Source organism: Brotaphodocola sp., assembly GCF_050873365.1.
GTDB lineage: Bacteria > Bacillota > Clostridia > Lachnospirales > Lachnospiraceae > Brotaphodocola.
Window position 1 is genome coordinate 1 of the sequence record NZ_JBNMIQ010000047.1, and the last position, 13,787, is coordinate 13,787.

A 13,787-nucleotide genomic window follows, 5' to 3' on the forward strand; every position below is an offset into this window, starting at 1 on the left:
CGCTCCTGCCGTTCTGCGGACACCGGGATTTTCTCAAACTGGGAATGCCCGATGATGACCGCATCGTAATCGCCAGTGGCAATTCGTGCGCAGAACTTCTTTCTGCGGGCAGTCTCAAAGTCCTTTTTGCTTGCCACCAGCAGTTTTGCACTCGGATACAGACGCAGAAACTCGTTTGCCCACTGAAGGGTCAAATGATTCGGAACGACAAACATGGATTTCTGGCACAGTCCCAGCCGTTTTGCCTCCATAGCAGAAGCGGCCATCTCGAAAGTCTTACCGGCACCCACTTCGTGGGCCAGCAGCGTATTGCCGCCGTACAGCACATGAGCAATGGCATTCTGCTGGTGTTCCCGCAGCCGGATTTCCGGATTCATGCCGCCAAAGCGGATATGAGAACCATCATACTCACGGGGACGGGTACTGTTGAACAGCTCGTTATACTTTTCCACAAGTTCCGCGCGGCGATAAGGGTCTTTCCACACCCAGTTCTGGAACGCATCCTTAATGGCCTGCTGTTTCTGCTGGGCGAGGGTGGTCTCCTTTTTATTCAGAACCCGCTTCTGCTTGCCGTCTGCATCCTCCACGGTATCGTAAATACGAATATCCCGCAGATTCAGCGTATCCTCTAAAATCCGGTAGGCATTGGCACGGCTGGTGCCGTAGGTCATATAGGCATGGACATCGTTCCGGCTCGGTGTACTCTTGCCGGTAATCTGCCATTCTGCCGTCATGGGAGAGAATTTCACTTCAATATTTCGGCGCAGATAGAACGGCGGTTCAAAGGTTTCTTCCATAAACTGCTGGATATAATCCCGATTGACCCATGTGGCACCAAGACGCACATCAATCTCCGAAGCATCCAGGTCTTTTGGCTGTGCCTTCTTCAAATATTCCGCGTTCACCGCGAAGGCAGGGTCAGAGGCCGCAGCCAACTCTGCCACGCGGAGCTTTTCCCGGACATTGCCGGACAGATATTCATCAGCTGTTACCCAGCCGGTTTCCTCGCCGCCCTGCGTCATCGGGTCTTTGAAAATGACACCATGCAGTTCCTGCTGGATTTTTTCAAATTCTCCCGGTGTACCTAAAAGCTCCGACATATAGGGCAAATCCACTTTGCCGCGCTCTCCGATGGAGATTGCCAGAGCCTCTGCCGGAGTATCTACGCTGGTAACAGCCCGTTCCGGTCGAATCGTCCGTTTGGTGAACATATCCGCCTTGGATTCCAGCCTGCCGTTTTCATCTACATTTTCCAGAGAGCAGAGCAGATAATAAGACGAATCTTCTGAAAAAGCCTGCGCATTTGCACGGGAGTTGATAAGCCCATACTGATCGGCGAATCGGTCATAGGCTACATTCAGTTCCCGCTGTTTCTGGGCAATCGCGTCCTCCGGATAATCGTTCAGCTGATAGTCGATCAGTTCCTGCACAATGGTACGAAGCTCCACCATGCCCTTGATCCTGCCGGTGGCTGTCGCAGAAAGGTCAGCCTTTCGCATGATGCTGTTCTCACGGAAGTAGACATCCCCATCCACCACCGCATAGGAGAAGTTCTTTACATTGGGGTCTGCCGGAATGGTTTCGCCCTGCAAGGACAGTTCTTCCTCCGGTGCCAGCTCCTGCGCTTCATAGTGACCGCCGATATGCTGCACGGCCTCATGCAGCTGGTCTCCCAGATCCGCACCTGGAATCGGAATGACCGTACATTCTTCCTTGCCGTACTGGGTACTTTCCGTTGTAATCTCACCCAGTACCATTTCCGGGTGGTCAACAAAGTAGCTGTTGAGGGTAATCCCCTCCGATGTCAGCCCCAGATGCACCCAATCCGGTTCGATATCAATGGGATGGTCTCTCTTTTGCAGAAAAATGATATCCGACACTACATCTGTACCGGCATTGGCACGGAATGCGTTGTTAGGAAGTCGAATGGCTCCCAGCAGTTCTGCCCGCTGCGCCAGATACTTTCGCGCGTCCGGATTCTTGGAATCCATCGTATAGCGGCTGGTAACAAAGGCCACGATGCCACCGGGACGAACCTGATCCAGTGCCTTGGCAAAGAAATAGTTGTGGATAGAAAATCCGAGTTTATCATAGGGCTTATCGCTGACACGGTAGTTGCCAAAGGGCACATTGCCCACGGCCAGATCATAGAAGTCGCGGCGGTCGGTGGTTTCAAAGCCCGCCACCTTGATTTCTGCCTGCGGATACAGCTTCTGCGCAATACGCCCGGTGATGGAATCCAGTTCCACACCATACAGTCTGCTTCCCAGCATGGAATCCGGCAGCATACCGAAGAAGTTGCCGACACCCATCGACGGTTCCAGAATATTGCCTTTCTCAAATCCCATACCGTCCAATGCTTCATAGATTGCACGGATCACGGTAGGGCTAGTGTAATGCGCATTCAGAGTCGAAGCCCTTGCTGCGGCATATTCTTCTTCCGTAAGAGCTGCTTTCAGCTCCTTATATTCGCCTGCCCAGGCAGTTTTCTCTGCATCAAAAGCATCTGCCAGCCCGCCCCAGCCGATATAATTGGCCAGTGTTTCCTGTTCCTCCGGTGTCGCATCTCTGTGCTGGTTTTCCAAGGTTTTCAGCGTATAAATGGCATCCATGTTGGCACGGAATTTCTGCTTTGGACTGCCTTCGCCGAGGTGAAAGCTGTTGATGCGGTAGTTCTCCGCATGTTTTGCTTCATGCCCTGCCCGGAACGCTTCTTCTTTTCCAGGATTCAGATCAACCACCAGATTGTGCAGGTGAACATTTTCCTCATGCCCCAAAAGTCTTGCCAGATTTTCCTTACTTTCCGAGCGGAAAATCGGATACACGGAATCCGGGTCACGAAGCTCCACATCGAAAAGCCCGACTTTTTCAATCGTAAATGCCTTTCCGTCCAGATACAGCGTATCACCGACACGATAATCCGGCTGCACCGGAGCTGCGGGTTCTGGCTGCACAGTTGCAGGCTCTTTTTCAGCCTCCATGTTCCTGCCGCGAATCTCCTGCAACGCCTCTGATGCGCTTACATAATCGGCAAATGTCTGCACTTTTCCGTCCGAATATCCGTAATACTCTTCTTTAACATAATCCCAGATGGCAAACGCATCCTTATAATCCGGGAAATTATCGCCGGTCATCGTGACTACAAACCGTTCATCCGGTGCATAGCCTGACTCTCTGGCAAGTTCTCTGGCGTGTTCCTGCATTTCCAGCACCAGAGGATCTGCCTTTGCGTGAGCCGGTTCCTGTACTTCTTCGGATTCCACATCCGGGAATGGAATGTCCTGCTGCAAATCCTGTTTGCTCTGCTCAACATAGAGCCAGTCTTTGGCTTCCCGTTCCTGAACTTTTTTAATCAACTGCTGCCGGTAGGTCTCTGCCTCCCATTCGCTGGTAAACTCTTCGCTGACACCATCCGGCTCCACATGAATGCCGTCCTGAATATCATCCCAAACCGCATAGCCATCGTCAGTTTCCATCACGGTAAACCGCTGAGGTGCTGCCAACTCGCTACGGGCATAGATATCCGCAGCCGTATTCAGCATATTATCCACATGCTCATTTCCGGTATCGTAGCGTTCCGGCGGCGTTGGCGGAAATACATGGGCGGCAGTCGGCATAGGAAGCGGCGCACCATATTCCTGCTCCAGCTTCCGATACTCTTCCATTTCCAGCGCAGTCAGGTACTGACCATTTTCCACAAGCCGGTCTAACCGCTTATCCACCGCCGACCATGTGAGGCGCACTTCCCGGTCATGGTCATAATTGCGAAGCAGAATGCCTTTTCCGTTATAATCGGCAAAACCGCGACTGCCATCCATAAAGGTATAGCTGTGACCGCCGAGACCATATTCCGCTTTCAGGAATGCAGCTCGTTCTTTTGCGTCCCCTTGCTGCTGATACAGCGCATAAATACGAATTTTTCCGCCTTCAAAATTAGAGCCTGTCCGCAGCATCCGGTCGATTTCATCCTCAGAAATTACAAAAGCGGAGGGCTTTTCGCTCTCCGCTTCTCTGGCTGCATTCTCTGCCGCCGCATCAATTTTCTGAATCTGCTCTGCTTCGGACTGAAACAGGCTCATAAAGTTTAGCTGTTGATAAGTTCCGTCAGAATGACTTCCTCTGCCTGCGCTTTCAGCATGTTCATGTGCTGCACCCAGGCCATCTGGTTCAATTTCTTGTCCGGTGCCGGATTCGCTTTCAGAAGCTCCGCCATCATCTGCTCCATCCGTGCGGTCGCGGTCTCCTGAATCTCCCACAGGTGCGGGTACAGCTTCTCGGTCAGGATCAGGTGATTGTACAGCAGCGTGTTGTTCTCCTGCAGGAACGCTCTGCGCATTCTCCCATACTTGCCCAGGGGCTTCTGTTCCTGCACCGACAACTGGATGTCCGGAATCAGGTAATCGCCGTTCTTCGTGTAATTCAGCTCCATCATAGTTTTGGCTCCTTTCTGCCTGTTTATCTCTTTCATAGGTTCGGATCGTGCGTTCAATTTCCCGGAAGATCTGGCTGGACATTTCGCTGACCGCAGTTCCCAGCACATTGGCGGCAGCCTGCGTATTAAAATCAAAGATGTCCAGAAAATCCTCGTGTTCAAAATAGTCATCTGCATTGCCCACCGTCCGGGTAAAGACGGAATATGCGATGCTGACAGCGGCAGCTCTCTTAAAGGAAGCTCCGATGTTGAGTTCATCATATCCTTCCAGATAGGAATCTGCAACGATGTCACTGATCTGCCTGCGGTTTTCTTCCCAGTAATCCCTTGCAAGGCGTTCTGCCGCTTCCATAATGTGATTTTCCAGAGACCCGACACCGACTGGAACATCAAACGCCGTATCCAGTGCCCGAATGATCGGCTGCTCATGCTCCGCATTCATTTTCCAGAGCTGTACCGGGCGAGAATTCTTCCGTTCTCCGGTATCTGCCACATCAAATACATACCGAAGTTTCGGCTGCTCACCGCGCATGTCCAAAAGAGCAATGCCCTTGGAGCCGCGCTTCACATAGCGGTTCATCCGGTCATTCCAGAGATCGTACTCTGCACAGGCCGTTGCTTCCGGTCTCTGCTTATAGATCATCAGCTGCTCTGCAAAGGGATACTTATAAAGCCGTGCGGATGTGGTCAAAAACGCTGTCCACTGTTCTTTGCTGCCAGTGATCTGCGCCGCAGCTTCCTGCGCCATCTGCATATAATAAGCCGTTTTTGTCATCATCTGTCTTTTTCCTCCTCTCCTTTATTCGTCCGGATACAAATCCAGTGCCTCATATTCCGCATCCGTCATCTCTGCCAGTTTTGCAAGCAGCGAGGCCGTCCACCTGCGCAGGTTTCTGTCTCTGCCGGTCAGACTTTTCTGCATCGTCTGAAGCTCTGCAATCAGCCCTGTCCGTGTGCCAGGGCTGTAAAGCATCATGAGCATCCACTCGTCATCCGTAAAACGCATTTATAACTCCTTTTCTTCGCAGCACCTGCGAGGCGATGCAGGCGGCACCGCCTCCTGCTTTTCCTTCAGCTGATCCAGAACCGAAGCTTTCTCCACCGGTTCTTCCTTCTTTCCGTTATTGATCACGCCGTCAATCATACCGTAATCGTCTTCCATTGCCATTTCTGCGGCTTTCAGGTAATTCTCCGGTTTCAAAAATCCGGGCAGCTCCTGGAAGCCGATGGAATCCACATAGTGACAGCTTACAACACCATTCTGCCGTAAAGCCACGATGTCAGACACAGAAAGACTATGCCCAGTAAAATCATCAGGGCGGGAAACATTGAATTTCGCATACAGTTCCTCCAACATCGTATTCTGATCCTTGTAGGGAAGAAGCGGAGCCGTATACACCACCTCATAATGGTCAATATCCGGTTCCAGCCCCATCCGTTCCAATTCGCGCATAGACGAAAAGCGTTCATATACCGTATCCTCGCTGCGGCGAAGCTGCAAAATCGCATACTGGTCGGTAGCACTGTCGAGAAATGCCATCATTCTTTCGTCCGGTGCCTGCGTTCCATGCACTTCATCCCATTTTTCAATTCTTGCCATCGTTCATTTCTCCCTTCTCCATAAACGGCAGGCCGTTTTTCTTTGCTTCCTGTCGCTGCTGTTCCCGCCGCTTTTCACTATAAGGCGGTCGGATACCGACGCAGCGTTTCGGAATCGTATAAGTGACCGACCCATGCTCCCGGTGCTCCAAAATAAACTGCTCCGGATACTGTTTTCGCAGTTCCCGAAGCTTCTTAATCAGGCGGCTGTCATGGGTGTAAATACTGGCGGTATCCAGTTCATTGTCAAAATTGATGACGGTTTCCTGCTCCGTCTTCGTAAGCTTGTACTTCATCGCTCCGCCTCCTTCGCCTTGGCAGCTTTCACCGGCGTATCCGTTTTGGACGATAAATCCGAGAGTTTACCCAGCACAGATTCCCGTCTGCTGTTTTCTGCATTCTCTGCACGATCACAAAGTTCATCATAGTCAATCCGCGTCATGGTACGGCCACCGAACCCATAATCTATGAGAATCTGGTCTCTGGCTGCATTCATGCTGATTTCCGGGTTGTCGATCTGTCCACCGTCAATTTCCGTAAAGTCCTTATGATACAAGGTATAGTCGTAACCGTCCTCACAGGTCTGAATGGCAAGAAAGCCCTTGCTTCCCAAATCCCATGCACTGCGTTCTTCCGTAATCAGCGGCTCCGGGCGGCATGTACCACCGCCGCGTTCCAGCATTTCTGCCAGCTGGCAGATGTGCAGAACATCATACCCAAGGCGCAGATGATATTCGTCCATATATTCGCAGCGGGCTGAAAATTTCCGATTCGGATACTCAATCTCCACCGCACTGCCATCCGGAATTTTGAACCGATCCTCGTAGCTGCTGGTGATAAACCGGATGTTTTTTGCATTCTCCAGCTCAGGATCAGCCTTTTTCATCTGCCAGAGAACCTTTCTGCCGCCGCGTACCTGCTCCAGCATCTCCGGGGCTACCGGTGCAATAGCAAGACCAGCAAGCTGGGGAATCTTCTGGAGTGCCGCCATCCTCGCGCTTTCTTCCAGCGTAGGAAACGGCTGTTTATCCAACACATCCCAGCCAATGTGGCCCTCTGCAATCTGCACCTTGCTGTCCATATCAAAGCAATGGAATTCCACGCCGTCCTGCTTTTCCTGCAAGGAAAGCAGAGCGACATTATCCACCAGATAAGCTGCATTCATCATTTTCATGCTCATTTTTTACCTCCAAACTCCAGCTTAAATGCTGCTGCACCGTCCTCGCCGGTCTCTACATGAACGGTTGTGTCATAGTAACGATTGGACTTCTTGGAATAGCAATGGGTAAGCCGTGCTTTTCCCTGATTTACCAGTTGCTTTGCCAGTTCCTCTGTCATCTGCTTTCCCAATGTCTGAAAGAATCTGTTTTCCTTCCAGAGTGCAAATTTACAGTTCTTATCCCTGCAAAACCAACCCTTTGCCGTTTCACAGACATCACTGCCGCAGGCGGGACAGGAGCCAATGACCTTGCGTTCCGGCTGCATCAGCACATCAGCACCTTTTACGGCCTCGTAGGTTTTAACAAGTCCGCTGACCATGCTGCTGATTTCTTCCATAAAGGCATCGCTGTCATACTCGCCATGTTCTATTTTCAGCAGTTTTTCCTCCCAGTCTGCCGTCATGGACGGGGACTGAATCTGTTCCGGCACCACCGTCACCAACGCATTTCCCTTATCCGTAGAGAAAAGGTATTTTGTTTTCTTATCGCCCCTGCGTTCGATAAAGCCTTTCTGCACCAGTTTTTCGATGATAGCAGCGCGTGTGGCCGGTGTGCCGATGCCTTTTCGCTCTACGCCATCCGGAAATTCATCCGAGCTGGCACTTTCCATTGCTGAAAGCAGAATATCTTCGGTAAACCTCTTGGGTGGGCTGGTCTTACCTTCTTTCAGATCGACACCGGCAAGTTCCAGTGTCATGCCTTCCGAAAGTATCGGAAGTTCACCTGCCTCTGCATTCTTCTCAGCATCTTCAACTGCCTTTCCTGCATATCGCCTCCAGCCCATATCCGTGACTGTTTTGCCTTTCGTGCTGAACTTCTGACCGGCGCATTCTGCTTCCACTATGGTTTCTGCATAGAGGCAAGGTGTTCCGACTGCACAAATCAGCCGCACCGCCAACAGAGTAAGAATCGCCTGTTCTCCACTGGGAAGAGAGAAAATGTCATAACCTGCCGCTGTTTTTGTAGGGATAATGGCATGGTGATCAGTGACTTTCTTGGAATTGATGACCTGCGCTGCATTCACCGGTGCCAACACATCCGGCTGAATCTGAAAGCTCTGCTGGATCACAGAAACAAGTTCCGGTACCAGCGGTGCCATATCATCCGTCAGATACCGGCTGTCGGTACGGGGATAGGTTACGAGTTTCTTCTCGTACAGAGCCTGTGTGTAATCCAGGGTCTGCTGGGCAGTGAATCCCAGCTGCCGGTTTGCTTCTCTCTGAAGCGAGGTCAGATCAAACAAGGCCGGGGGCTTCTCTGATTTTTCTTTCTGCTCCACCTTAGTAATGATGGCACTTCCCGCCTGACAGCACTCTGCCACCAGTTTTTCTGCTTCTGCTTTTTCTTTCATCCGCTCACCGCCCGCTTGGAAATCCCGGAATTTTAATTCTGCCGAGTAGAATGGTTCCGACTTGAACGCCCGAATAGCTGCATCCCGCATGACCACCATCGCAAGCGTTGGTGTCATCACGCGCCCCACATTCAAGGTCTGCCCATACAGACATGAGAAAAGCCGGGTGGCGTTGATTCCGACAATCCAGTCGGCACGCTCCCGGCATAAAGCCGCCTCATATAAGGCATCATATTCTGTTCCCGGTCGGAGCTTCTGAAAGCCTTCCCGGATCGCACTGTCCTCCATCGAGGAAATCCAAAGTCGTTCCACCGGCTTTTTGCAGCCGCACTGATGGTAAACCAGCCGGAAAATCAGTTCTCCCTCACGCCCTGCATCGGCTGCACAGATCAGACTCTCCACATCTTTCCGCTGCATGAGCTTTTTCAGGATTCCGAACTGCTTTTTAGTGCTGGCAGATACCTGATACCGCCAATGATCCGGCAAAATCGGAAGATCATCATACCTCCACTTGGCATACTTTTCATCATAGGCTTCCGGCTGGGAAAGTTCCACCAGATGCCCCACACACCAGCTGACAAGGTAGCCATTGCCCTCCATATAACCGTCTCCGCGCTGATTTGCCCCGATCACCTTCGAGAGACTCATGGCAACCGAGGGCTTTTCCGCTAATACAAGCTTCATTCGATACTGCTCCTTTCGTAAAAAAATTAGCAGCCAGGCACCGAAGCGCATGACTGCTATGTAAGGAACGGTATTCTATTTTAGAACTACAAATTGGAAGTTGGCTATTTCCTATACCTATGATTTCTTATCAAAGAGGCTGCATCATTTCAAGGATAATGCCATCCGGGTCTCTGAAATAAAACGCTCTGCTTTCCCCAAATCCATCTGCCCTAAAGTCGAAATATTGCGGTTCAGATAAGCACTCCACATGATTTTCAATCAGGGTTCTGTAGACAGAATCTATGTCATCCGTGTAGAAGCACACTTCTGAGATGGATGTCGTAAACAAGTCGGATTGTTCTTTATGGATTTCGCTGTCTACAAACTGAATCAGCTCAACCGGTGGTGCTTCAATAGCCTTGGAGCCATTCAAATAAGCAACTCTTGCTTTGCAATTTGACTTGCGAAACATTTTATCTGTTTCTTCGCCTTCCATAAAAATCTCTCCTTGAAACTCAAGTCCAAGAATGTCTCTGTAGAAAGCAATAGAGCGATCCAAATCAGAAACCGTTAATCCAACGTGATAAATTCTTCCGACCATATATTCCTCCTACAATTTCTTTATTTCGTAAAATTCCGAGTTGTATCACTGTTCTTATTCTCTATTTTATCATATATCACCTACAGTTCCCATAGCTTCATGGCTCAAAATACTCCATTCACAAACCATTTAGCTATGTAAAAGGGACGGCTTCTCAGCCGCCCCACCGGTCAACGCTGCCTTAATCAGACAGGTTCATCATCCGATTCTGCTTCGTAATCCTCGTTTACATCCACTTCTTCGTTCTCGTCACCCTCATCCTCCGGCAGCTGGAGCGCATCTTCATCGTGATAATCCGCATCAGGGTCTGGCTGATTTTTCTTAGATGCAGGCTTTACACCCTTCATCTTGATATAGAGATAACCGCCGACACCGGCTGCACCAATCACAAACAGAAGCAGCATAATCATCGGAAGCGGAGATGCTTTCTTCTGCGCATCCTCTGTTTTCTGCTCTTCCGGTGCCGGTTCCGTCTCCTGCGGCTTTTCGGTTTCCGCAGGTTCCGTGACTTCCGGTTCCTTTTCCTGATACTTGGCAGCTTCCTCTTCATCCATCAGAGCAAGCAGATCGGCCTCATCCACCATGTTCAGGAAATGCACATTCTGGTTGCCATCTTTATCGCGGTCGATAATCAGATAAAACGTGTTACCAGCCTTTGTCACCAGCGTGATGAACTGCTGGCTGGATTTATCTTCTTCCACACCGATATCATCCACCAGCGTCATATTTCCTTCCGGAGTCAAAGCTGCACTGGATTCCTTCTCATCCTCGGATGACATTCCGCCCTGCATCAGATCCAGAAACAGCTTCAGCGCATCTTCACTGAACATGCTGCTGTCTTTTGCGGAATCCGTGACATTCAGGTACTTTCCATGTGCATACCCCGTTTTGCCGTTGAAGTTCACCTTATACCAGTCACCGCATTTTTCGACAATCTCCACCGTATCACCGGAATGCAGATATCCGATAATTTCCTGATCCATGCCTGGACCGGAACGAAAATGCAGGCTGGTGATACCCGGCACCACCGTACCAGTCTGCTTTTGGGACTTTTCGCTGCCGATGTTGTATTCCTTGCCACCCACCGTAACGATCAGGTTCCCATCCGCATCCGTAGAGACCTCATAGCCATCCGGCAGCACCTGCATATCCGGGTCGATTTCGATGCTGTCGGTATTGTCCGTTTTCCCTGCATTTGCACTTTCTGCTGCATCCGCTTCCTGCGCAGCAGTACTGACAGACGTGTTCTTCTGCACATCATCGCCCGTATAGGCAAATGCAGTGGTCGTAAAGGTTCCTGCCGCCATCACACTGGCAAGCAGCATTGCCATCATCTTTTTCATTCCATATCCTCCGTTTCTTTCTCATCCAGTTTCAGGTTCTCCGGGTTGGGAACCGCAGCCTGTGCCATCCGAATGATGACTGCCAGCTGTTCCGGGGTCAGGCTCTGGGCATGTACCATTTCACAGATTTCGCTGTTTTCCTGTTCGTGGTACTTTCTGTCCCATTCCTTTCTGCGCTCCTCCCACTCATCGCGTTTCCTGCGGGCTTTCTCCCGCTCCGCAGCAATCTTTTCCAGTTTCAAGCTCATATCATTTCCTTTCCGGGCGAATAAACGCCCTGTTTTTATCGAATTCTTCCCATGCAGTAATAGTGCTGCCGCCAGTAGTTCGTCTCAATGGAAGCATAGGAAATTGGGTTGCCGCAGTGAATCATCATCCCGTTGCCGACATAAATGCCCACATGGGACGCTCCGCTGGTGTTGTAGGTTTTCTGGAAGAAGATCAGGTCTCCGGGCTTTGCTTCACTCTTAGGGATAATGTCGCATTTTCCCATCAGACCGTTGGCCGTCTGCCTGCCTACATTCCAGCCATTGCCGCAGTGGTTGATGACCCAGCTGACAAAGCCGGAACAGTCAAAGCTGGTACTCGGCGAGCTGCCGCCCCAAACATAGGGATAACCGAGATATTTCTCTGCTTCGGTAATCATCTTCCGGAATTTTTCATCCGTCAGAGCTTCGCCCGGAATGTCGTAATCCTGGTATTCTCCGCTGGAACCCGCGCCATCCGGCGTTGCAAAGGCTATGCCTGCAAACAGGTCATCCCGATTGCCCCGGCACTCCAGTGTGACTTCGTATCGTTGCAGCTGGTCATCTGTAAGGCCGGAATTTCTTGCAACATAGTCAACGCCCCGATTGAGCAGTGTTACATTGAGGATTTTATACTCATACTGTACCGTCACCTGATAGGTGTAGGTGTGTCCGGTTCCGGTGATTGGATTGTAGCGATAGCCCACACGGGTTTCTTTCCTCGTCCGGATTTCCACCTTTTCCACCAGCTTCAACTCATACTGCGCTTCAAAAATACTCTGGAGCCGCGCCTGCACCTGGCTTCTCGTATAGTTCTCAAATTCTACGGTCAACAGAGAAGCAAGCTCATATGGATTGTGACCAATCTCTGCCAGATTGTAGCGATACTCGTCATAACCCGGATGGTCGGTTTCAATGCGGTCGATTTGTTTGCGAAGTTCATCTTCCAGCTTGGTATAATCCGTCTCCACGCCTTTCAAATCTTCATCTTCTGCCGTGTAGGAAGTCCCCAGCACCACATTGCCGCCGCCATTGATCAAGACAGAGCATGACGAAACCGACCCGGCAATCACCAAAACAAGCAGTCCCACAGCTGCGATAACGATGATGATATGCGAGTGGCTCTGTACAAACTGAAATGCCTTTTCTGTCATGCTAGCAGTACCCTGCGCAGCTTTGGCTGTGCCAGCTGCTGTGTTCTCCGCAGCGGCCGCACCTGCCTTCGTAGCGGCATACTCTTTTTTGATAGCCTGCTTCTGCCGCCATCTGGAAAAGAAATTCGAGCCAGCCTGCGGATCAGACTTCATGCGTTCCGCAAAGATGGAATCCACAGCATCTTTATCTGCCTTTTTCTCCAACCGCTCCAGCTTTTTGTACTGCCGCAGCTTTCGACCATATTGGAACCTGGAACCGGCACGGGCTGCACCTTCCGCTGAACCTTCAGTAAAATGAGCTGCCTCCACACCGGAATTATTATCCTGGTCGGCATTGCGCACCCCCTGATGTGCTTTGGCTGAAAGTGCATCTGCCGCAAGATTCCCCGGTTTCTTTGGCTTTCCGCCCTTTTTCCCGGAAGCCGCTGCATTCTTCTTCGCTTTTACTTCCTGCTCTGATTTCAGCTTCTTGCTACGCATCTTGGCAAGATCGGCTTCGTGACGAATCTGCCTTCGGTGTTCCGCTTTTTTCTTGCTGCTGTCTCCCGTACTGCTATCGGCAGTTTTGTTTCTGGAATCGCGAAGGGTGTTCTCCGCACCCTCGCGCTCCTGCCGCAGCTTGTCTCCGAGATTCGGATTTTTCTTGCCAGCCATCGCTTACACCTCCTTCGCTTCCTGCACTTCGGTTAATTTTGTCGTCATAATCCGGTACAGTTCCAGATCGGTCGGGAAACGATCAACGAACGGCAAAATCACATTTCCATAGAACAGCAATCCTTCGCCTTCGCCTGAGTGGGTCACATAGGACAGCTGGTGCGGGCTGATATTCAGCTGATCCGCCAGAATCTGACGGTCACCGGCTGCCTGATTCAGCATATAAATGAAGTCGCTGTTCTCAAAAATGTTCGTCACTTCACGGGAAGAAAGCAGGTCTTTTACGTTCTGGGTGATTCCGGTGGGAATACCGCCCCATTTACGGAATCGCTTCCAGATTTCCACGCTGTAGGCCGCTGTCTGCTCTTCTTTCAAAAGCAGATGGAACTCGTCCATATAGTAGCGGGTGGCTTTACCAGCATTACGATTGGCGGTCACACGCCCCCAAACCTGATCCTGCACCACCAGCATACCGATCTTTTTCAGCTGCTTGCCCAGCTCCTTGATGTCATAGCAGACCAG

Annotated in this window: 11 protein-coding genes and 1 pseudogene; all 12 read right to left on the minus strand. The window is 50.9% G+C overall.

The genetic code is table 11. The annotated features are described in order from the left end of the window. Positions 1-4,079: DEAD/DEAH box helicase family protein (locus ACR0QT_RS13955; protein WP_432631305.1), on the minus strand; the 4,079-nt coding region annotated here is incomplete at its 3' end. Between the two features lie 5 nt (positions 4,080-4,084). Next, positions 4,085-4,870 (minus strand): TnpV protein, encoded by a 786-nt coding sequence (locus tag ACR0QT_RS13960; RefSeq protein ID WP_432631306.1) that lies wholly within the window; start codon positions 4,868-4,870, stop codon positions 4,085-4,087. Between the two features lie 361 nt (positions 4,871-5,231). Then, complete coding sequence (locus ACR0QT_RS13965; protein ID WP_097783070.1) at positions 5,232-5,438, minus strand: transposon-transfer assisting family protein; 207 nt, start codon at positions 5,436-5,438, stop codon at positions 5,232-5,234. After that, complete coding sequence (locus tag ACR0QT_RS13970; RefSeq protein WP_432631307.1) at positions 5,439-6,032, minus strand: YodL domain-containing protein; 594 nt, start codon at positions 6,030-6,032, stop codon at positions 5,439-5,441. After that, positions 6,019-6,327, minus strand: a complete 309-nt coding sequence (locus tag ACR0QT_RS13975; protein ID WP_432631308.1) for an immunoglobulin — start codon at positions 6,325-6,327, stop codon at positions 6,019-6,021. Before ACR0QT_RS13975 ends, ACR0QT_RS13970 begins: the two co-directional genes overlap by 14 nt. Beyond that, the gene (locus ACR0QT_RS13980) at positions 6,324-7,211 is read right to left on the minus strand and encodes an LPD16 domain-containing protein (protein ID WP_432631309.1); all 888 of its coding nucleotides are present in this window, start codon (positions 7,209-7,211) and stop codon (positions 6,324-6,326) included. Before ACR0QT_RS13980 ends, ACR0QT_RS13975 begins: the two co-directional genes overlap by 4 nt. Then, the gene (locus ACR0QT_RS13985) at positions 7,208-9,286 is read right to left on the minus strand and encodes a DNA topoisomerase 3 (RefSeq protein ID WP_432631310.1); all 2,079 of its coding nucleotides are present in this window, start codon (positions 9,284-9,286) and stop codon (positions 7,208-7,210) included. Before ACR0QT_RS13985 ends, ACR0QT_RS13980 begins: the two co-directional genes overlap by 4 nt. A 130-nt stretch (positions 9,287-9,416) precedes the next feature. Continuing rightward, complete coding sequence (locus ACR0QT_RS13990; RefSeq protein WP_432631311.1) at positions 9,417-9,869, minus strand: VOC family protein; 453 nt, start codon at positions 9,867-9,869, stop codon at positions 9,417-9,419. 185 nt (positions 9,870-10,054) lie between these two features. Further along, complete coding sequence (locus ACR0QT_RS13995) at positions 10,055-11,212, minus strand: CD1107 family mobile element protein (RefSeq protein WP_432631312.1); 1,158 nt, start codon at positions 11,210-11,212, stop codon at positions 10,055-10,057. Beyond that, positions 11,209-11,460: a DUF4315 family protein gene (locus ACR0QT_RS14000; RefSeq protein WP_432631313.1), complete on the minus strand. Its 252-nt coding sequence runs from the start codon at positions 11,458-11,460 to the stop codon at positions 11,209-11,211. Before ACR0QT_RS14000 ends, ACR0QT_RS13995 begins: the two co-directional genes overlap by 4 nt. 35 nt (positions 11,461-11,495) lie before the next feature. Then, positions 11,496-13,265 carry a CD1108 family mobile element protein gene (locus ACR0QT_RS14005; RefSeq protein ID WP_432631314.1) on the minus strand — a complete coding sequence of 590 codons (1,770 nt, stop codon included), beginning with the start codon at positions 13,263-13,265 and terminating at the stop codon, positions 11,496-11,498. A 3-nt stretch (positions 13,266-13,268) separates the two neighbouring features. Further along, positions 13,269-13,787: pseudogene (locus tag ACR0QT_RS14010) on the minus strand (VirB4-like conjugal transfer ATPase, CD1110 family); the annotation flags it as partial.